This is a genomic window from Pedobacter nyackensis (genome assembly GCF_032678475.1).
GTDB lineage: Bacteria > Bacteroidota > Bacteroidia > Sphingobacteriales > Sphingobacteriaceae > Pedobacter > Pedobacter nyackensis_A.
The window spans coordinates 954,094-975,580 of the sequence record NZ_JAVTSF010000001.1 but is presented as its reverse complement, the minus strand read 5'-3'; the positions used below and the strand labels follow the sequence as shown (position 1 = coordinate 975,580).

Below are 21,487 nucleotides of genomic sequence, written 5' to 3'. Positions count from 1 at the left end.
TATAACATAATATCATGAAAACACTTGCTTTAGGTATTTTCGCTCTTATACTTGCTACTGCTTCGTGTAAAAAGAACAAATCTGCCGGTAAGGAGCAGGGGGAGCAGCTGCCTGACGTGGAGTTGAAAACCAGGGTTGTTAGTAGTTCCCTGTCTCACGTTTGGGAATTGATCTACGGACCGGACCAGCAGTTGTGGATTACAGAACGTGGAGGTAAAATTAGTCGGGTTAACCCCGAAACAGGTGCCGTTACTTTATTGCTGAATGTACCTGGTGTGGTAAGCAATGGTGAGGGAGGCTTATTAGGTATGGCGATCAACCCACAATTCGCTACCAATCCCTGGGTCTTTATTGTTTATAATTATAATTCAGGATCGGGTTATAGGGAGAAGGTCGTTAGATATACTTATACAGGTGGCGCGTTAAATTCTCCAATGACGTTGTTGGATATGATCCCTGCTTCCTCTATACATAATGGTTCGAGACTGTTGGTTACTTCAGATCAAAAACTCCTGATCACTACCGGTGATGCAAGTACAGCCGGGAATGCACAGAATATGACTTCTTTATCGGGTAAAATATTACGTATTAATCTTGATGGAACTATTCCTTCTGATAATCCGTTTCCAGATAGCAGGGTATGGACTTTTGGTCACCGGAACCCCCAGGGATTGGTGCTGGTCGGGAATAAATTGTATGCTTCAGAGCATGGTGCCAATAGCGACGACGAGGTAAATCTAATTGTCAAAGGTCGTAATTACGGTTGGCCCAATGTGGAGGGTTTTTGTGATAAGTCGGGAGAGCAGGCTTTTTGTGCCGCCAACAATGTGGTAGAGCCATTGATGGCCTGGACACCTACTATAGCTACTTCGGGTTTAACTTATTATAATGCTGATCTTATTCCGCAGTTTAAAAACTCTTTATTGCTGCTTAGTTTAAAAGGATCTAAGTTTACTCAGTTAAAGCTGAATGAGGCTGGTGATAAAATTCTGGGCAGTAAAGATTTTTTTGCCAATGAATTTGGACGCTTAAGAGCTATATGTCAGTCGCCTGATGGCAAAATATATATTGGCAGCAGCAACGGTAACAACGATAAGATCATAGAAATTGCCAAATAAGTTGGTCGGTACGGCAGATATAGTATAATTTAGTAGCAAAATCAAATTGTATGATCAATAAAGTTGTTTCGGGTGCTGAGGAAGCTATAAAAGATGTTAAAGATGGTAGCACTTTAATGCTTGGCGGATTCGGATTGTGTGGTATTCCAGAAAACTGCATTACTGCGCTGGTAAAAAAAGGTGTTAAAGAATTAACCTGCATTTCCAACAATGCGGGAGTTGATGATTTTGGAATCGGACTGATGTTGCAACAGCGTCAGGTAAAGAAAATGGTTTCTTCTTATGTGGGCGAGAATGCTGAGTTCGAACGTCAGTTGTTAAGTGGCGAACTTGAGGTGGAGTTAATTCCACAAGGTACACTGGCAACAAGATGCATGGCTGCAGGTTATGGCATGCCAGCTATTTTTACACCTGCCGGTGTGGGTACTGAAGTTGCCGAAGGTAAGGAAGTAAGGAATTTTAACGGTAAGGATTACCTGATGGAGTATGCTTTTGATGCCGATTTTGCAATTGTAAAGGCTTGGAAGGGTGATACTGCCGGTAATTTAATTTATCGTTCTACCAGTCGCAATTTTAATCCTGTAATGGCAATGGCAGGTAAAGTTACCATTGCTGAAGTAGAGGTGCTGGTTGAAGCTGGTGAGCTTGATCCTGATCAGATCCATACCCCTGGCGTATTTGTTCACCGTATTTTTCAGGGTGCAGATTACGAGAAGAGAATTGAACAACGTACTGTGAGAACTAAAGGATAATCCTATAAAATATTTATATGCTGGATAAAAATGGAATTGCGCAACGCATCGCAAGAGAAATACGTGACGGTTACTATGTGAATTTAGGTATTGGTATACCAACCCTGGTGGCCAATTATATTCCCGAGGGAATAAATGTTGTGCTACAGTCTGAAAATGGACTGTTGGGTATGGGGCCTTTCCCTTTTGAAGGAGAAGAAGATGCTGATTTAATTAATGCCGGAAAACAAACTATTACAACTTTGCCGGGATCATCAATTTTTGATTCTGCGCTGAGTTTTGGAATGATCAGAAGTCAGAAAATAGACCTGACTATACTTGGTGCTATGGAGGTATCTGAAAATGGAGATATCGCCAACTGGAAGATACCTGGGAAAATGGTAAAAGGTATGGGAGGGGCTATGGACTTAGTGGCTTCTGCTAAAAATATTATTGTAGCCATGCAGCATGTAAACAAAGCTGGTGAAAGTAAATTGTTGCCAAAATGTACGTTGCCTTTAACTGGGGTAAACTGTATTAAAAAGATTGTAACAGAACTGGCTGTTTTGGATGTATTGCCAGAAGGTGGTTTTAAACTGATTGAGCGTGCACCAGGTGTAAGTGTGGACTTCATTAGACAGGCAACTTTAGGAAAGCTGTTTGCAGATGATAATGTACCTGAAATGGTGTTTTAAAAGTAAAAAGGAGCTTGATAAAGCTCCTTTTTACTTTTATTTAGTCCTGCAATATTTTTCTTTCAGGTCTTCAGAAATCTCTTCCGTTACTTTAATAATGTCATCAGGGGTATCGTTGTTGTTGATGACTACGGTGTCGCATATGCTTTTATAAGGAAGCAAGAACTCCAGGTAAGCAGGTACGACATGATTGTGCCATTTATAAACCACATCCTCTTCAGGATACCCGCGTTCCATTCCATCGCGTTTTATACGACGTTTTAGTGCAACATCGTCCTCAGCTTCTACAAAGATCTTATGATCAAGCAATGCGGCAATTTCTTTGAAATGTAAGATGAAAAGTCCTTCAACAATAATAATAGGAGCTGGATTAATCTCAAGAATTTTTGTGACAGCAAGAGGGTTGTTAAAATTGTATTCTTTTTTATAAATCACCTCGCCCTTCATGAGTTTTTTGATATCCAGTAAAAACTGTTCATGATCGATGGTGCGTGGCAAATCAAAATTATATAACTTATTTTCTTCCTGGGTCATTTCTCCTGCAGGGAAGTAATAGTCATCCTGCGAAACCAGGGTTACTTCATCCTGTTTAAAATGATGTAGGAAGGAATTTAAAAAAAAGGTTTTGCCTGAGCCACTTCCTCCCGCAATACCAATAATGAAAGGCTTATTGTTCATTGTCCTGTCCGCCGTATGTTAAATTGCAATAAAATCTTTTGTCTAAAGCACCAAGTGCATCAGCCACAGCTTTAGTCATTACAATGATCACATCTTTTGTGGATTCGTTCTCTGTGAATTTACCAACAACTTTAGCGAAGGTAGAACGGTTAGTCATAGGGTTGGTAATTTTCATTACCGTTCCAATTGGGGCCGAACGGTGTAATACCAGCATTTTTGAAGGATCCAGATCCTGATCGGCAATCCACACACCCGTTCCTTTTTCATCTATCTGGTTTAACCCGTACCTGCTTGCAGGGTATCTTAATGCCGGATCTTTGATGGAATTTAAAGTATCGGTACTGGATTCCGCAACCGGAGCATTTTTAGGTGGACGTTCTCCACTAATCACTAACTTTTGTCCAACGCGCAATGAATTGTCAGTCAGGTTGTTTTTAGCCTTCAATTGATCCATTGTTAATTTATAACGGGAGGCAATGGAATACATGGTCTCGTTTGAAGACACAGTATGCTCAATAAACTCTTCTGGCTTGCTGTTGTTTGTTGCTTCTTTCTTGTCCTGTGAAGGAGCAGGTTTCTTATACCTGTTCTCTGGCGGAATCTGTGTTTTTACTACTGTTTCTTCGACTCTCGGAGGTGCTGTAGCTACTGGTGTGCGTTCTGGTTCGGTTTGCTCCTCAGCTCTTCCCGGGATCTTCAATAACTGACCAATTCTAAGATTGATGGTGCTTAAGTTATTTACTCTTTTAATTTCGTTTACCGTTGTACCGTATTTCTCGGCAAGCATATTCAGATTTTCTTTTTTCTGTACGGTATGCTCTGTTAATTCTGTACTTGTATTGCTTGCTGTAACCGGAGCTTGACTGGCTTTTCCAGTAGCAGGAGCACTGGTGAAGGGGATGTTAGTAGGGACTTTAATGATGACCCCAATCTGTAAGAATTTGTTGTCATTGAAACTCATAATGTCCTTTGGAAGCACATTGTAGCGTCTTGCAACGGAGTAATACGTGTCTTTAGCTACTATCTGATGGATGATTAATTTCTTTCCCTTATTGTTCTCTACCCCTATGGAATCCCTGGTAATGGCACTTGCTGCCGACAGGTTCATAAGAAGGGCGACTACTGACGCTATATAATATTTATGCATTAATATCTTTGTAAAATTTAAACCGCAATTATACGAATAATAAAAATAAGGCGTCGAATTCGAATATTAAACGTTCGTTTTTAACACGTATTGCTTGGTTTATTAATATTTGTGAAAACCATTTTTATAGTTAACTGTTATGAATAGTGACAATAACAAAGTTTCAAGACAGAAAATAAAATTAATATCATGAATGCAAAAGAAATAAGTTTAAGTGAAAAAAAAGTAAAACCAGTGGTAGATATGTTGAACGATTATCTGGCAAATTATCATATTCATTATCAGAAATTAAGAGGATGTCATTGGAATATTAAAGGCCAGAATTTCTTTACCTTACACCTTAAATTTGAAGAGTTATATACCAATGCTCAACTAACAATAGATGAAATTGCTGAACGTGTACTTACGTTAGGTAAACCGCCTCATAGTCGTTTTGCAGATTATATCAAGGAATCTACAATTAAAGAAATAGATACCATAGGCATGAAAGATTTGGATATGGTTGATGCGATTTTAGACGATATGGCCAGGTTAATCGAGATGGAACGGGAATTGTTGGATGCGACAGATAAAGCAGGGGATGATGGTACCAATGATATGGTAAACAGGTTTATGCAATTTAAAGAGAAAAACACCTGGATGTTGCGTTCGTTTGCAGGAAAAAGATAACAGCTTAATTACAGTAGATATTTAGTTAAATAATACGATCGTCATGCTGAATTTATTTCAGCATCTCTTTTAAATTGGTTTAATACCTGGGAGATGTTTAAATAAATTCAGCATGACGTGTTTTATACCAATATGACGCGTTTTACACCATTCTTTAATATCTTTGGCTCACATGGGATATAAAAGCTTAGCAGACTGTGTTGCTGATTTAGAGAAACACGGTCACTTAATTCGGATAAAAGAAGAGGTAGATCCTTACCTTGAAATGGCGGCGATTCATCTACGCGTTTATGAGCAACAGGGACCAGCATTGTATTTTGAAAATGTTAAAGGAAGTAAGTTTCCTGCTGTATCCAATTTATTTGGAACACTGGAACGGTCTAAATTTATGTTCAGGGACAGTCTGCCGAAGGTAGAACAACTGGTTAACCTGCGTTCTGATCCGGTTAAAGCATTAAAAAATCCATTAAAGTTACCAGGTATTGGTTTAACCGCACTTACCGCATTGCCCTTAAAACAGACATTTAAATCGGTATTTAGTAAAACTACGATTGATGCTTTGCCTCAAATCGTAAACTGGCCCATGGATGGCGGTCCATTTATTACTATGCCACAGGTTTATACAGAAGATGTAGATAAACCGGGTATTTTAAATGCTAATCTGGGGATGTACAGGATTCAGCTGGCCGGTAACGATTACGAATTGAACAAAGAAATTGGTTTGCATTACCAGATTCACAGAGGAATAGGAGTACACCAGTCTAAAGCCAATGCTAAAGGTTTACCTTTAAAAGTGAGTATTTTTGTGGGCGGTCCGCCTTCTCATCCACTGGCAGCAGTAATGCCATTGCCGGAAGGGTTGTCGGAAATGACTTTTGCTGGTGCTTTAGGTAACCGAAGATTCCGGTATTTTTATGACGAAGAAGGCTTTTGCCTTTCTGCGGATGCAGATTTTGTAATTACAGGTACGGTTTATCCACAGGAGAATAAACCCGAAGGTCCTTTTGGTGACCATCTAGGTTATTACAGCCTTACACACCCTTTCCCTTTGATGAAGGTACATAATGTATACCATCGTAAGGACGCGATCTGGTCATTTACTGTTGTTGGCCGTCCTCCACAGGAAGATACCAGCTTTGGTGCATTGATTCATGAAATAGCGGGTTCTGCCTTGCCTAAAGAAATACATGGATTAAAAGAAGTGAATGCTGTTGACGCTGCCGGTGTGCATCCCTTATTGTTTGCGATAGGGAGCGAAAGGTATACGCCTTTTCTTAAGGAGCGAAGGCCACAGGAAATCTTAACCATTGCGAATCATATTTTAGGAAAAAACCAATTGAGCCTGGCTAAGTACCTGTTTATTGCGGCCAGAGAGGACGATGAACATTTAGATACGCACGATCTTTCTGCATTTATGCAGCATGTGCTTTCCAGGATGGATTTTAAAACAGATCTTCATTTCCACACGCATACAACTATCGATACGCTGGATTATAGCGGAGATGGTTTAAATAGTGGCTCTAAAGTTGTTTTTGCAGCTGCGGGCGCACCAAAAAGAATACTGACAAGCGAATTACCCAAAGGTTTTAGCGTACCGGAACCATTTAATCACTATAAAATGGCTATTCCTGGTGTATTGGCGTTAAAAGGACGTGCTTATGTTGATGCAGCACATGCGGAGCAGGAAATGGTGCTGTTGAACGAACATTTGAAACATAAGGAATTAGATGGCCTGGCTTTAATTGTTTTATGTGATGATCACGAGTTTACATCAGCCACTATTAATAACCTTGTGTGGATAACCTTTACCAGAAGCAATCCGGCTGCAGATATTCATGGGGTAGGGAACTTTATCCGAGAAAAGCATTGGGGGTGTACCGGGCCTGTTATTATTGATGCCCGTAAAAAGCCCCATCATGCACCAGAATTAATCAAAGATGAAGTTGTGGAAAGGAATATAGAAAGACTAGGCGTTAAAGGAGCTTCTTTGCACGGGATTCTTTAGCAGGTGTTAATAGTATGCGGGTGATCCAGAAATAAATTCAGGATGACGACAAAATAATAGCTCCTGGTCATAATTTGATCAGGAGCTTTTTGCCATAAGAAGCTTTTATTTAAAACCGAACACCAAATGTTAGGAATACATTGTTGTTTGCATTTTTTATAGTTGCAACAGGTTCTGAACCATTGTTCAACGTATAAGAGCTTAAGCGTTCTTTTGATTGTACACGTTGATAAGCTATGTCAATATAATATTCATTAATACGGTAACCCAGACCTCCACTATAATACTGCGTTTCATAGGTGTTATCTGTATCATTCTTTACCGGACTTCCATTTAATCCGTAACCCGCCCGTAAGTTGAAATTATTGATCCTGTATTCGCCACCAACTCTATAGTTTACAGCCGAAGTATAACCATTTTTAATGTCCGCATTGTTGTTAATAATGGTCTGGTCATTCATGCCACCGCCGTCCATAGAAAAGCGCGTACCTGCATAATCTATAAAATCAACGTCAGCAGAAAGAATGGCTTGTCCGCCAAATACGTAACTTGCACCAACTGATGCTTTAGAAGGTGTTCTTAAACGATAATTATAAAGTGACGAGATTGCATCTCCTACAATCGGTTTCTCCCCCGATAAGGAAGTAAAGAGATTTTCTGAATATTGATCTTCGATATACAACCATGTTGGCGTCTGATAATTCAAACCAATTCTGAAATTACTAACGGGTCTGTAAATAATACCTAATTTTGCATTGATACCAGATCCCTGTGTTTCCTGATTTTGTGTATAATTGAAACTATAATCTTCCGGTCCGGCATATCCTGGTATATCATTAGGGTCATTCGGATTACCGTTATTATACACATTTACCTGTCCTTTCTCCGTATAGGTGGCAATACGGTCATAGCGGACATTTACCATGCCTATACTTGCCCCGATGTATAACTGATTTGAAATATTTAAGGCGCCTGCAAAGTTTATTTCAGAACTTCCTCCTGAAATTATCGCAGACTGGCTCTGCACATTGGTGCTGAAAGGAGTAGACTCAAAACGCCCAGGACTGGTTGGTGTATTTTTATTGATTAAATAATCGCTGTAAGCGTAATTCTCTAATGAAACTTCATCCAGCGAACCATCACTATACATATTTCTATTTGCTTCTTCGGCAAAGAAATCGCGCATAGAGGTATTGGCATTACTTCCTCCGTAGTTGTACTGTTGGGTGAAATCGTTAGTCCTGCTAAAGCCGATCCCGAAAACCGTACTCAAAACACCTTTACTTGTATTTTGACCTTGGGGCTTGTACGTCGGGTTATACCAAACAACTCCTGCCTGATTTACGTTTACTTTTGTACGGGAGTCGTTAGTATTGTTATTCAGGTAATTTGCTTTTGATGTTGAATTGTTAAGTTCAGGACTGAAGCTAAATTCAGATCTGGTAAAAAGACCTAATCCGGCAGGGTTGCCACTAAGTGAACTCATGTCACCACCAACTCCGATCTGGGCATTACCCATCCCTTTAAATCTTGTGGAACTCCCGTAATTCGTATTACCAAATTTTATAGCGTCACCCGCATATTGCGCATATGTTGTGCCTGTGGTAGCTACCATAGCTACCATAAGCATTTGTGAAAATTTCTTCATCTGTATGTATTTCGCTTAAATTATCTGCCGCCTCTGCTTGGTCTGCCGCCGCCATAGCTACCGCCTGAACTACCACCTCTTGATGGTGGATTGTACGATGGAGGTGGAGAATAAGATTCTCTTGTTGGTCTTGATTCTGGTCTGCTGGGTCTTTCAGCCGGAGCAGGTCTTGAAGACTCTGTTCTTGCCGGTCTGCTAGGTCTTTCAGTTGGAGCTGGCCTTGACGACTCTGTTCTTGCCGGTCTTGATCCTTCTGTTCTTGGAGGCCTCGAAGTTTCATTTCTGGATGGTCTTGAACCTTCAGTGTTTGGCCGGCCGATTACACCAGCATCACCTCTTGAAGGTCTTCCTGACGTACCGTTTACATTAGATTGTCCTCTTGATGCTCTAGGCGTCATGATACCATTGTTTCTGCCAATATAACTGTTGCCACCTCTGTTGGGTCTTGGCCTGTAATCAACAGGAGTTGTTCTGCCGGTGTAAAAACCGCCACCCCAGTAGCCACCGCCCCATAAACCGCCGCCATAATATCCGCCGCCGTAGTAATTGTTATATCCCCAGAATGGAGAATAGTAGTTGCCCCATGAATTGTAAGGAGAGCCCCATAAAGATCCGTAAAAAGGATTATATCCAAAGCCGAAGCCAAAGCCTAACGACATGCCATAATTGCCATACCATCCGCTATCAAAATATGGGTCGTAATAACCTCTCCAAGATGGGTTTCCATAGGAAAACCTACTGATGCGGGAAGAATAATCCATATCATAAAAAGGATCGCTTGTACCATAATCGTCATACTGCTCATATTGATCGTTATCATTATACTCAGTATCCCGTACGGGTACTTGTTGTCTATACTCTTTGGCCTGCGCTACAGAGTTATAGACATCATCATTCGAATTCTGCTGCGCTAACCTGGGCGCAGAGCATGACGCTATAGCCATAGCCGTAAGCGCCAGCATACTCGTGAATAAATAATTTGATTTCATAACTATATCCCTTCTTTGTGTGTTGTGTTATTTTGTAGGTATAAATTTATAGATTTGTAGCCTACTTTACAAGTCATTTAACACAAAAAACGTTCCAAACAGTTATGAGCAAAGGTATTACAAGCAAAAACGAAGATTATTCCCAGTGGTATAACGACATTGTTATAAAAGCCGATCTGGCAGAGCATTCATCTGTTAAGGGATGTATGGTTATAAAACCCTATGGATATTCCATTTGGGAGAAGATGCAGGCGGTTTTAGACCAAAAATTTAAAGATACCGGACACAGCAATGCCTATTTTCCTTTATTCATCCCCAAGTCATTTTTTTCTAAGGAAGCTTCCCATGTTGAAGGTTTTGCCACTGAATGTGCCGTTGTGACACACTACCGTCTTAAAAATGATGGAAATGGAAACATTATTGTTGATGAAACTGCTAAGTTAGAAGAAGAACTAATTGTTAGACCTACTTCAGAAACGATTATCTGGAACACTTATAAAGGCTGGATTCAGTCGTACCGTGATTTACCAATCCTGGTTAACCAATGGGCTAACGTTGTACGTTGGGAGATGCGTACCCGTTTGTTTTTACGTACTACTGAATTTTTATGGCAGGAAGGACATACCGCACATGCTACGGCAGATGAGGCTATTGCAGAAACCAGGCAAATGCTGGATGTTTATGCTGATTTTGCTGAAAACTGGATGGGGGTACCTGTAGTGAAAGGTGTTAAAACACCTAATGAACGTTTTGCAGGCGCATTAGATACTTATTGCATTGAAGCATTGATGCAGGATGGTAAAGCTTTACAGGCAGGTACGTCACATTTCCTTGGACAAAACTTTGCAAAAGCATTTGATGTGAAATTTACCAGTAAAGAAGGTAAACAGGAATTCGTTTGGGCCAGCTCATGGGGTGTATCTACACGTTTGATGGGCGCTTTGATTATGGCACATAGTGACGATGCAGGATTGGTTTTACCTCCAAAATTGGCACCAATTCAGGTAGTAATTGTTCCGATTTATAAGAACGATGAAGAGTTGCAAAAGATTTCTTCTTTTGTAAATGAACTGAGTGCGAAATTGAAACGCATGGATATTTCTGTTAAATATGACGATCGTGATTCGCAACGCCCAGGATTTAAATTCGCAGAATACGAATTGAAAGGGGTACCTGTTCGTTTGGCTATTGGTGGTCGTGACATGGAAAACGGAACTGTTGAACTTGCACGTAGAGATACACGTGAGAAACAAACTGTTTTACAAGACGGACTGGAGATCTACATCGCACAATTGTTAGACCAGATTCAGGAAAACATCTACAATAAAGCATTGAACTTCAGAGATGAACACATTACTGAAGCGAATTCTTACGATGAATTGAAAGAATTATTAGATACTAAAACTGGTTTCATTGCTGCGCATTGGGATGGAACTTCTGAAACTGAGCAAAAAATTAAAGAAGAAACAAAAGCAACAATTAGATGTGTGCCATTAAACAATAAACTGGAAGATGGAGTTTGTATCTATTCAGGTAAACCATCTAAACAACGTGTATTATTTGCAAGGGCTTATTAAATAAATATGGATACCAGTAACTACAGCAAGATTTTAAGCGAATTTGAAAACAAGGCTTCTTTAAAACAAGCCATCTATAGAAATACAACAGAAGCATTTGCTTTATTGAAAAAGCAGCTTTTTAAGATTGCGGCAAAACTACAGAGTGACTACACTGCAAAAGATCCTTCGGTGGAGGTTCATTTCAAAGAGAGCAGCAAGTTTGAAGCCGAACTTAAATTCTCTGGTGATATGTTAATGGTATCCATGCACAGTAACGTTTTTAGTTTTGAGCGGTCCTCGTCTATGTTTCAGACTAAGTATATAAAGGAAGACGAGTCACTGGCTTACTGTGGCGCAATTTACATCCATAATTTTCTTGCAGATTCTGTTAAGTATAACAGATTGGCAGATGAAGGATCTTTAATTGCCAGAATTTTGGTGAATAAGGATATGCATTTTATCGTGGAAGGTGAGGGAGCGTTGGATTTTCTATACCAAAACATGGCAGATAACATCATTACAGAAGAAAAACTGACGGATATCATTGAACGTTCTATTTTATTCTGTCTGAATTCTGACTTAATTCTACCACCTTTTGCCCAGATAAAAGACGTAACTTTAAATCAGAAACAAACGATGCTTGCCGCAAGTGGTTACCCTACAGGTAAAAACCTGGGCTATCAGTTTAAAGCAGAATTAGAGCAAAATAAAGAGATATGAAATTTGCGACAAAAGCGATCCATGCAGGACAAGAACCTGATCCTACAACAGGAGCAGTAATGACCCCAATCTATCAAACCTCTACCTATTGGCAGAAATCGCCGGGAGATCATAAAGGTTATGAGTATTCAAGAGGTACCAACCCAACACGTGTGGCGTTGGAGGCCTGCCTGGCAGCTTTAGAAAATGCAAAACATGGATTGGCATTTTCAAGTGGTATGGGCGCTACGGATGCAGTGATGAAGTTATTGCAGCCAGGCGATGAAGTGATTACCGGGAATGACCTTTACGGTGGTTCATATAGGATTTTCACTAAGGTTTATGCTAAATATGGCATTAAGTTCCATTTTCTGGATCTATCTAAGCCAGAAAATATCTTGCCTTATATCAATGATAAAACCAAGTTGGTTTGGATAGAAACACCAACTAATCCAACCATGCAGATTGTGGATATTGAAGGAATGGCCAAAATTACGAAAGAACGTAATTTGCTGTTAACGGTCGACAATACTTTTGCTTCTCCGTATTTGCAGAACCCAATGGATCTTGGTGCTGATATCGTGATGCATTCGGTTACCAAATATATTGGCGGACACTCGGATGTGGTGATGGGTGCTTTGTTAGTTAATGATGAGCAGTTGTATAAAAACCTGTGGTTTATTTACAATGCTTGTGGTGCAACACCAGGTCCGCAGGATGCATTTTTAGTGCTTAGGGGAATTAAGACCTTGCATTTACGTATGAAAGCACATTGCGAAAATGGTGCTAAGGTGGCTCATTTCCTTAAAAAACATCCTAAGGTTGATAAAATATACTGGCCGGGTTTTGAAGATCATCCTAACCATGATATTGCCAAAAGGCAAATGCGCGATTTCGGAGGGATGGTATCTTTCACTTTAAAAGGTGCTGATCTGAAGGAAACGTTTAGAGTAGCAGGTTCGTTTCACGTATTTACATTAGCAGAATCTTTAGGTGGGGTTGAGTCATTGATCAATCACCCGGTGTCTATGACACACGGTTCTATTCCAAAAGAAGAGCGTGAAAAGGTAGGAGTAACCGATAATCTGTTGCGTTTAAGCGTTGGTGTTGAAGATATTGATGACATTATTGCCGATCTGGAACAGGCACTTAAATAATAAGCAGGCTATAAATAGTAAGCCGGTCGTTATGCTGGGTTCAGTATTTCGCACCTGTTAGACAGTTAAAATAAATAACATTGGAATTTTTAGAACTTAAGGATTTTCTGGACGTTAAAGTTGACCAGTATAACCGCCCAAACTTTATTCAAAACGATCCGATTTGTATTCCACATCAGTATACTAAGAAACAAGATATCGAAATTGCCGCATTTTTTGCGGCAATTTTAGCTTGGGGGCAGCGTAAAACAATTATCAATAAATGCAATGAGTTATTTACAAGGATGGATAATGATCCTCATAACTTTATGCTGCACCATGAGGATGGAGATTTGAAAAGACTGCTGGATTTTAAACACAGAACTTTTAACGATACTGATCTTTTGTATTTCGTGTCCTTTTTCCATCAGCATTATCAGCAGTTTGATAGTCTGGAAGCCGCTTTTTTGCCGCCGGGAGATATGTTTCAAACAGATTTTGTTTCTAATCAGGTAATAGGGAGTTATGGTGGAGGGTATGCTTCTTCCAGTTGCATGTTAACTGAACTGAACCAGCAGGTCCCTAAAATTGAAAGGGCACTTAATTATTTCAGGGCATATTTTTTCTCTTTGCCGGATTATCCCAGAAGAACCATTAAACACGTGTCTTCACCTATGCAGAAATCAACCTGTAAACGTTTAAACATGTTTTTACGTTGGATGGTTCGAAGTGATAATAAAGGCGTGGATTTTGGTATCTGGAAAACGATTAAGCCTGCTGATTTAATTTGTCCATGTGATGTGCATGTGGATAGGGTAGCCCGCAGATTGGGGCTAATTGAAAGGAAGCAAACAGATTGGCGGACAGCTGTAGAGTTAACAGGCAAGTTGCTGGAGTTAGATCCGCTGGATCCGGTTAAATACGATTTTGCTTTGTTTGGATTAGGTGTGGAAGAGAAGTTTTAATATTGTTATTTGTAAAGCGGTCGTCATCCCGGTGAAGACCGGGACCTCGCACTGGAAAGACCACCCTTCTTATGCGAGATCCTGAGCTAAACTCAGGATGACGAGTTGCATATAGCATGCCTGTCATTACCTTTTTTGTAGTTTTCTAATGGTGAATTCTCAGGATGACGAAGTGTAGACAACATAATAGTTTAACAATTATGCTGTGCGAAATTATTATTCTTTCTAACTTTAACACTGTATGATTACTTTCAAAGCGGAAATAGAGCGGTTTGCCGAAAAAGGCGAGAAGACAGGTTGGACATACATTTTTGTTCCTCAAGCTATAGCCAATGACATTAAACCAGATTGCCGGAAGAGTTTTAGAGTAAGGGGCAAACTGGATCAGGTTGAAATAGAAGGAATGTCATTAGTGCCAATGGGAGAGGGTAATTTCATTATCGCTTTAAATGGTGAAATTCGGAAGAAGCTAAAGAAACAATTAGGGGGAGTACTGGAGTTGCAACTGGAAGAAGATAAAGCTTTTAAGATTGAAATGCCGGAAGACCTGGAGCTTTGCTTAACAGATGAGCCGCATTTGCTTAGAAATTTCCTTAAGCAACCCAAATCACATCAAAACTGGTACATCAATTGGTTGAATACAGCAAAAACAGAAGCTACAAGAACGAAAAGAATTGTAAAGATTGTTTCTGCTATGGATAAGGACTGGGACTTTGGGATGATGATGCGAGACGGGAAACCGAGAAAAGAATAACGCTTTAGTTTGCCAGCTGCTTGTTTTCCGAAGGTCTGTCGTATTTTCTAAACCAGCTCCATACTTTCATCTGTATTACGCCTAAAAAGGCCTCTCTGAAAATTCGGGTGCTCATTTTTGAACTTCCTTCAGTGCGATCGGTAAATATGATAGGTACTTCAACCACTTTAAAACCATATTTAATAGCGGTAAACTTCATCTCGATCTGGAAGGCATAGCCTACAAATTTTATTTTATCCAATGGTATGGTGGCTAAAACCTTGCGGGTATAACATTTAAAGCCTGCTGTAGCATCTTGTATGTCGATACGGGTTATTATCCTTACATACATGGATGCAAAGTATGACATGAGTACACGGTTCATCGGCCAGTTTACTACGTTTACACCATTTACATAGCGGGAACCTATGGCCAAATCAGCACCATTAACACAAGCCATTTTTAAACGGATAAGATCCTCAGGATTGTGTGAGAAATCGGCATCCATCTCAAATATGTATTGGAATTGAGGTCGTTCCAGCGCCCATTTAAAGCCGTGGATGTAGGCGGTGCCCAAACCAAGTTTTCCTGTACGTTCTTCTATGTGTAGTGCCGGGTATTCAGCTTGAAGTTTTTTAACAATATCTGCCGTGCCATCAGGGGAGCCATCATCAATGATTAAAATCTCAAAAAAGTCGTTTAGTGAAAAGACCTTTCTGATGATTTTTTCAATGTTTTCTTTTTCGTTATATGTTGGAATTATAATTAGGCTGTCTGACACGTAAAATATATTATTATGCAAAATTATGGAAACTAAATGAAAAACCCTTAGTATAAAAGGATACTAAGGGTTAAATATTGTTAAATGACAATGTTTTGCAGGTTTACTTCACTTCCTGCATCAGTTTTTTTACAAGTGGTGATATTGCTATCAGTATTACACCAGCAATAAGTGCATAAATTGCCAGTTGTTTATAGCCTTCGGTATAACTGGTTAGTTTTTGTAGCGGACTATCATTTTCACTCGCTTTGGCCATGCCTGCACCAAGTAAGCCCGCAACATATTGTCCGTATGCACTAGCCAGGAACCACATACCCATCATTACCCCCTGAAGTTTTACGGGCGATAATTTTGTCATAATGGAGAGCCCGATTGGAGAAAGACAAAGTTCACCAAAAGTCATCACCAGATAAGCTACTGTAAAGACATCAAGTGAAGCAACGCCCTCCGAAGTAGTAAAGAAACGGGTGCTGTAGAAAATAAAGAATGAACCTGAAAGGAACAAAAAGCCTAGTCCGAATTTAATAACAGTATTGGGTTCGATCTTTTTCTTAGCCAGGCCAATCCAGATCAGACTGAATAAGAAGGCGAAAACAATGACGAAAAATGAATTGGCCGAATTATTTACACCGTTAGGATCCAGTTTTACCAGGCCTAATAAATTGTTATCCAGGTTTCTTGCTGCAAACAGACTTAGTGAGCCTCCACTTTGCTCAAAGAATGCCCAAAAAAGTATAGAAAACAGGATGAATATGAGTGCCGCTAATAATTTTTTGCGTTCCGCCCATCCGTAGCGTGTCATTTCAAAAAGGATGTACAGCAATGTTGCCGGACCAATGATATACATAAACCAGTCGGTATACTGCGTTTTTGCAACCATAATCATGATTACCGGAATGATAGCAAGTGAACCTGCATACACCGCATAATCGTACCATTTTTTGTTGGCAGATTTACGTTGTATGACGGTGGGTTGTGTTTGTACTTTGTCGTCAATACCGGTTAAACTGATGTCTGTCACCTCTTCATCCTGTCCCGGCGGCAAGCCGATAGGACCCAGACTTTTTTGTGTGAATAGGAAGGTAATGAGACTGATCCCCATTACAATCGCAGCAAGTCCGAAGGCCAGGTGCCATGAGTATTCTTTACCAATGGCAATACAGGCATAACCACCAAGTAAAGCGCCAATATTTATTCCTGCATAAAATACCGAGAAACCGGCATCTCTGCGTGAATCATCTGCCCTATACAGTTTTCCTACCATGGTCGAGATATTTGGTTTAAAAAAGCCCGTCCCTATAATGGTAAAGCTGATACCAAGGAAAAAGAATTTATGTGGATCGTAAGCCAAAATACCGCTTCCCACAATCATCAGAATTCCGCCCCAGAACAAGGACTTTCTGAACCCTAATATTTTATCAGCAAATAAACCGCCAACAAAGGTAAAAGCATAAACGAAAGCCTGAGTAGCACCATACTGCAGGTTTGCGTCCACATCTTTCATGAATAATTCTGTAACCATGAAATAAGTGAGCATTCCGCGCATTCCGTAAAAACAGAAACGCTCCCACATCTCTGAAAAGAAGAGCGCCCAAAGTTGTTTAGGGTATTTTCCCTTAAAGTCCTGGATTTCGTCCAATGACAACCGATCAGCCATAAATATGTATATTTAAATATAAATGTAAAAATAAAAAGTCTTTAGAATATGCTCTAAAGACTTTTATGTTTTGTTTATTGAAATGCTATCTTACGTTATGCATTAGTTTCTTCAGCACCGGGTGCAGTAGCATTACCAATACACCGGCCACCATTGGAACGATGGTGAAAATCAGGAAGAAAGTAGATAGTGAGTATTCCTTAGTGATGTTTTCAATTTGTCCGCCAATAATCGCAGCCAGCTTATTACCAATAGCTATGGCCAGGTACCACATACCAAACATGAAAGCGATCATACGTGCCGGTACCAATTTAGATACATAAGAAAGTCCAACAGGCGATAAACATAATTCACCCAATGTATGGAATAAATAAGCAAGTACTAACCAGATCATCGATACTTTTACACCTGCAGCTACACCATGTGAACCGAATGCCAGTAATCCAAAACCAATCGACATAATGATTAATCCCAAACCATACTTTACGGCTGCCGGCGGATTAAATTTACTATCCCATACTTTTGAAACTGTAGAGGCGCAGGCAATGATAAAGAAGGAGTTCAAAATAGAGAACCACGATACTGTGATTTCAGAACTTGTTGCAGTGAACTCACGGTAAAGCATCCAGATCACAATACCCCAAACGAAGGTAAAACATACGAATTGAGCAATGTTAGAACCCGGAGCCTTTTTGAAAGTCTGCTGAGACAATTTAATTACCACATAAGTGATGAGTATAAGTGGAACTACTGTTAGTAGCGTGTTCGCTATATTGAACATCATTAAAGAGTTTCCTACTAAAGTACGGTCAACGTTGTCACGGGCAAAAATAACCAATGAAGAGGCCCCCTGCTCAAATGACATCCAGAAGAAGATGGTGAAGAAAGCGAATACAATTACAGCAATCATACGATCGCGGATAACCTGAGTGTAACGAACCAATCTCCAGATGATCAGGATAAAGAATAAGATCAGACCAACAATAACAACTACTGATTGTCCAGCTAAACCAGCTACTTCAAACGGGAACAGGTTGATATTACCGATTTTTGCCAATGGATCTCCGAAAGCGTATAATAAACCAATAAGGGTAGTTACAACAATAAGAATTTTGTCTACTAATGTGAACGGGTTTAATTTGTCTTCTGCATTAGTTGAAGCATTACTTGCATTATCGGCAGCTAATCTTGACGCTTTTGTCGGCTTATCACCAATTGTACCAAAGATAGGTTTAGCTAACCAGAATTGAAGTGTGCCTAAAAGCATAAATACTCCGGCTAAACCAAAGCCCCAGTGCCAGCCTACTTTTTCAGCTAGATAACCGCAAAGCATCATTCCGAAAAATGCACCAGCATTTACACCCATATAGAAAATGGTATAAGCCCCATCTTTTTTCTCAGGGAAGTCTTTATACATCTGAGATAGGATAGAAGTCATGTTTGGTTTAAAGAAACCAGTACCTATAACTAAGCAAGCTAATCCTAAATATAAGAATAAGGATGATTCGATGGCCATGAAGGCATGTCCAACAGTCATAATTGCTGCGCCAATAACTACGGCCCAACGGTAACCTAAAAATTTATCGGCAAGAATACCACCGAAAATAGGAGTGATGTACAAAAGCATGGCGTAAGTACCATAAAGAGCTCCGGCATTTTCAGCTCCCCAACCCCAGCCAGAGAAAGGACTGCCAGATATTACAGCGGTAGTAAGGAAATTAATTAATAATACCCTCATCCCGTAGAAAGAGAAGCGCTCCCACATTTCCGTAAAGAAAAGTACAAACAATCCGGAAGGATGTCCCATCACCTTACTCTCGAAAAAGTTATTTGGTGTGTCCAAACTTTGTGTATTCATATTAGTTTTTTTGTGTAATGAAGTTTAGTTAGTTTTTATTAAATATTTATTTTTTTATGTATTTAAGCACTTTTGGGCAAGTCTTCGGATTCTTAAAGAGTTGTTTTGATTGTTTCAAACTAACCCATTTCTCCTCCTAATGACATATAGGCCGTTTAAACGATCGCGCAAGATAGGTACACTAAGGCAAACTCACAAGTTTAAAGTGTTGATTGAGTTTGTAACATCTCCGTTAAAGTTTTTTTGGAGGTTTGATTTGTTTGTCCTTCGGATCTGCAAAATATTCATCATTAGCATTTGGCTCATTTTTCATTTCCACATTTTCAACCAGTTTAAGCCTGCCTCCTATGAGTTTGTAAGCATCAAAGCTTAAATCAGAAGCATAGAATTCAAAGTTTCCTTCCATTTCGGAAGAAAGTGGGGCAAGGTGATCAAATACGATCATACCTGTTGATTTATCCAGGTTAAGCGTCATTGTGTTGAGCTTATTGTATTCAAATACAATCCTGTTTTTAGTTTTTTCTCCTTTTAATCCGTCTATTACTGCTTTTCCAAATACAGGTTGACCGGCTTTATCAAAGGAAAGTATTTCAATTACTTTTTTCGAAGATCGGGCATTTTTCCCTTTCCAACCCAGTAAAATATAGTAAGGTTGCCTGCCATTCATTAACATTGGAATAATCTGGTAATAACGGGCACCATACCAGGTTTTATTGTCGGTAATCTGATCCGTATCTTTAATTGCGTCGGTGCCGTCAATCAGTGGAAACATTTTTAGTTTTCCGTCCTTTGTTGACATTTGAACTGAACCAAAAAAGCGATAAGTACCATCCTGGCGAGGTAAATACCAGGAAAATATTCTAAATGTGTTGTCGGGCGATTTCATGATAGATATCCTTTGCAGGGAATCGAACGTGAAGTTAAAAGAGGAAGGAGTTTTTAGGGCGGTAACGAGTGTTTTGATGAACTCAGCATTGATCGAACCCTGTTCCTCATCATTTGAAGCATTGTAAATTGCTTCAGACATTTTTTTTAGTGAGTCCTGATAGGTTTTCAGACTCGATATATTGGTAAGGTTAAAACTATGCTGTGCAGAAAGCTTTGTTCCTGCACAGCATATTATAAAAAGTATTATTAAAGGTTTTAAAGCCTTCATCATTTAATTCATGTTTTCTATAACTATTGCGCTGGCACCGCCACCACCATTGCAAATTCCTGCAACGCCGATTTTACCATTGTTTTGTGACAAAACAGAAAGTAACGTTACAACGATCCTGGCACCAGAGGCACCAAGTGGGTGACCTAAGGAAACCGCACCGCCATTTACGTTTACTTTTTCGTTGTTTAATCCCAATTCTTTATTGTTTGCCAGCGAAACTACAGAAAAAGCTTCGTTGATTTCAAAGTAATCTACATCATTGATGTTTTTTGCTGCTCTTTTAAGCGCTAATGGGATAGCTTTTGACGGGGCTGTTGTAAACCATTCAGGAGCTTGTTGTGCATCAGCATAAGAAAGTATTTTTGCCAGCGGTTTTAAACCCAGTTCTTTTGCTTTATCAGCACTCATTAATACCAAAGCTGCAGCACCATCATTTAACGTTGATGCATTTGCTGCGGTAACTGTTCCATTTTTTTGAAACACAGGTTTTAATCCTGGTATTTTATCAAATTTAACTGCAAAAGGTTCTTCATCTTTATTGATCAGCGTAACATCGCCTTTGCGGTCTTTAACTTCTACCGCAACTATTTCCGAATCAAATTTACCAGCTATTTGTGCTGCCTGTGATTTCTTATAAGAGCTGATGGCAAAAGCGTCCTGCTCTTCACGACTGAAACCACATTCTGTAGCACAAAGTTCGGCTGCTGAGCCCATGTGGTAATCGTTATACACATCCCACAAACCATCTTTAACCAGTCCGTCGGTTATTTGTCCGTGTCCCAAACGGTAACCATTTCTGGCTTTATCAAGATAGTAGGGGACGTTGCTCATGCTTTCCATTCCACCTGCTACAACAATATCGTTCTCGCCTAATGCTATACTCTGTGCAGCAAGCATAATTGCTTTGGTTCCCGATGCACAAACTTTATTGATGGTAGTTGATGGAACATCTGGAAGGCCGGCAAACTTTGCAGCCTGAGTTGCAGGTGCTTGTCCAACATTGGCTGATAAAACATTGCCCATGTAAACTTCCTGAATATCGCTGGTTTTTATTCCAGCCTTTTCTACTGCGGCTTTAATTGCAAAACCTCCCAGTTGAGTGGCAGAAAAGCTTGACAAAGCGCCTCCAAAACTTCCTATCGGGGTACGTACAGCAGATACAATTACTACTTCTTTCATTAAATGTTTTTTTAAGTTAGTTAAGAGCAAAGTTAATTAATTACCATATATGGGTGGTCAAAATAGAGTTAATTTAACTTT

The 21,487-nt window shown here is 39.8% G+C and carries 19 protein-coding genes; 10 read left to right on the top strand and 9 right to left on the bottom strand.

Annotated elements, in window-relative coordinates:
- The first annotated feature begins 14 nt into the window (after nucleotides 1-14).
- The 3 genes from R2Q84_RS03870 to R2Q84_RS03860 are packed head-to-tail and all read left to right on the top strand — an operon-like array spanning nucleotide 15 to nucleotide 2,544.
- A complete protein-coding gene (locus R2Q84_RS03870; RefSeq protein WP_316815211.1) occupies nucleotides 15-1,118 on the top strand; it encodes a PQQ-dependent sugar dehydrogenase in 1,104 nt (367 codons plus the stop codon).
- 50 nt (nucleotides 1,119-1,168) lie between these two features.
- Nucleotides 1,169-1,870, top strand: a complete 702-nt coding sequence (locus R2Q84_RS03865) for a CoA transferase subunit A (protein ID WP_316815210.1) — start codon at nucleotides 1,169-1,171, stop codon at nucleotides 1,868-1,870.
- Between the two features lie 17 nt (nucleotides 1,871-1,887).
- Entirely contained in the window at nucleotides 1,888-2,544 is a 657-nt protein-coding gene (locus R2Q84_RS03860) for a CoA transferase subunit B (protein WP_121271651.1), read from the top strand.
- A 36-nt stretch (nucleotides 2,545-2,580) separates the two neighbouring features.
- Here R2Q84_RS03860 and R2Q84_RS03855 read toward each other — a convergent pair whose 3' ends face one another.
- Together R2Q84_RS03855 and R2Q84_RS03850 are read right to left on the bottom strand one after the other, a co-directional pair.
- Nucleotides 2,581-3,222, bottom strand: coding sequence for a uridine kinase (locus R2Q84_RS03855; RefSeq protein ID WP_316815209.1), 642 nt, complete (start codon nucleotides 3,220-3,222; stop codon nucleotides 2,581-2,583).
- A complete protein-coding gene (locus R2Q84_RS03850) occupies nucleotides 3,212-4,369 on the bottom strand; it encodes a LysM peptidoglycan-binding domain-containing protein (RefSeq protein WP_316815208.1) in 1,158 nt (385 codons plus the stop codon). Before R2Q84_RS03850 ends, R2Q84_RS03855 begins: the two co-directional genes overlap by 11 nt.
- 189 nt (nucleotides 4,370-4,558) lie before the next feature.
- Here R2Q84_RS03850 and R2Q84_RS03845 point away from each other — a divergent pair, with 189 nt between their 5' ends.
- Complete coding sequence (locus R2Q84_RS03845) at nucleotides 4,559-5,038, top strand: DNA starvation/stationary phase protection protein (protein WP_316815207.1); 480 nt, start codon at nucleotides 4,559-4,561, stop codon at nucleotides 5,036-5,038.
- Between the two features lie 172 nt (nucleotides 5,039-5,210).
- Nucleotides 5,211-7,043, top strand: coding sequence for a UbiD family decarboxylase (locus tag R2Q84_RS03840; protein ID WP_316815206.1), 1,833 nt, complete (start codon nucleotides 5,211-5,213; stop codon nucleotides 7,041-7,043).
- 109 nt (nucleotides 7,044-7,152) lie between these two features.
- On the opposite strand, the gene R2Q84_RS03835 is transcribed toward R2Q84_RS03840, so the two are convergent.
- Together R2Q84_RS03835 and R2Q84_RS03830 are read right to left on the bottom strand one after the other, a co-directional pair.
- The gene (locus R2Q84_RS03835) at nucleotides 7,153-8,691 is read right to left on the bottom strand and encodes a hypothetical protein (RefSeq protein ID WP_316815205.1); all 1,539 of its coding nucleotides are present in this window, start codon (nucleotides 8,689-8,691) and stop codon (nucleotides 7,153-7,155) included.
- A 20-nt stretch (nucleotides 8,692-8,711) separates the two neighbouring features.
- The gene (locus R2Q84_RS03830; RefSeq protein WP_316815204.1) at nucleotides 8,712-9,680 is read right to left on the bottom strand and encodes a hypothetical protein; all 969 of its coding nucleotides are present in this window, start codon (nucleotides 9,678-9,680) and stop codon (nucleotides 8,712-8,714) included.
- Between the two features lie 104 nt (nucleotides 9,681-9,784).
- Here R2Q84_RS03830 and proS point away from each other — a divergent pair, with 104 nt between their 5' ends.
- The 5 genes from proS (at nucleotide 9,785) to R2Q84_RS03805 (ending at nucleotide 14,793) form a co-directional block, all read left to right on the top strand.
- Nucleotides 9,785-11,257 carry a proline--tRNA ligase gene (gene proS / locus R2Q84_RS03825; RefSeq protein ID WP_316815203.1) on the top strand — a complete coding sequence of 491 codons (1,473 nt, stop codon included), beginning with the start codon at nucleotides 9,785-9,787 and terminating at the stop codon, nucleotides 11,255-11,257.
- A 6-nt stretch (nucleotides 11,258-11,263) separates the two neighbouring features.
- On the top strand, nucleotides 11,264-11,959 hold the full coding sequence (locus R2Q84_RS03820; protein ID WP_316815202.1) for a hypothetical protein: 696 nt from the start codon (nucleotides 11,264-11,266) through the stop codon (nucleotides 11,957-11,959).
- Entirely contained in the window at nucleotides 11,956-13,095 is a 1,140-nt protein-coding gene (locus R2Q84_RS03815; protein WP_316815201.1) for a cystathionine gamma-synthase, read from the top strand. The genes R2Q84_RS03820 and R2Q84_RS03815 overlap by 4 nt, the downstream gene beginning before the upstream one ends.
- Before the next feature lie 80 nt (nucleotides 13,096-13,175).
- Nucleotides 13,176-14,039: a TIGR02757 family protein gene (locus R2Q84_RS03810; protein WP_316815200.1), complete on the top strand. Its 864-nt coding sequence runs from the start codon at nucleotides 13,176-13,178 to the stop codon at nucleotides 14,037-14,039.
- A 241-nt stretch (nucleotides 14,040-14,280) separates the two neighbouring features.
- Nucleotides 14,281-14,793: a YdeI/OmpD-associated family protein gene (locus tag R2Q84_RS03805; protein WP_316815199.1), complete on the top strand. Its 513-nt coding sequence runs from the start codon at nucleotides 14,281-14,283 to the stop codon at nucleotides 14,791-14,793.
- A gap of 4 nt (nucleotides 14,794-14,797) precedes the next feature.
- Here the strand turns inward: R2Q84_RS03805 and R2Q84_RS03800 are convergent, their stop codons facing one another.
- The 5 genes from R2Q84_RS03800 to R2Q84_RS03780 all read right to left on the bottom strand — a co-directional run bounded on the left by R2Q84_RS03800 (nucleotide 14,798) and on the right by R2Q84_RS03780 (nucleotide 21,406).
- The gene (locus R2Q84_RS03800; RefSeq protein ID WP_316815198.1) at nucleotides 14,798-15,553 is read right to left on the bottom strand and encodes a polyprenol monophosphomannose synthase; all 756 of its coding nucleotides are present in this window, start codon (nucleotides 15,551-15,553) and stop codon (nucleotides 14,798-14,800) included.
- Between the two features lie 103 nt (nucleotides 15,554-15,656).
- Nucleotides 15,657-17,210, bottom strand: a complete 1,554-nt coding sequence (locus R2Q84_RS03795; protein WP_316815197.1) for a peptide MFS transporter — start codon at nucleotides 17,208-17,210, stop codon at nucleotides 15,657-15,659.
- Nucleotides 17,211-17,295: 85 nt separating this feature from the next.
- The gene (locus R2Q84_RS03790; RefSeq protein WP_316815196.1) at nucleotides 17,296-19,068 is read right to left on the bottom strand and encodes a peptide MFS transporter; all 1,773 of its coding nucleotides are present in this window, start codon (nucleotides 19,066-19,068) and stop codon (nucleotides 17,296-17,298) included.
- 232 nt (nucleotides 19,069-19,300) lie between these two features.
- A complete protein-coding gene (locus R2Q84_RS03785; protein WP_316815195.1) occupies nucleotides 19,301-20,095 on the bottom strand; it encodes a hypothetical protein in 795 nt (264 codons plus the stop codon).
- A 132-nt stretch (nucleotides 20,096-20,227) separates the two neighbouring features.
- Nucleotides 20,228-21,406 (bottom strand): acetyl-CoA C-acyltransferase, encoded by a 1,179-nt coding sequence (locus tag R2Q84_RS03780; RefSeq protein WP_316815194.1) that lies wholly within the window; start codon nucleotides 21,404-21,406, stop codon nucleotides 20,228-20,230.
- Nucleotides 21,407-21,487: the final 81 nt, after the last annotated feature.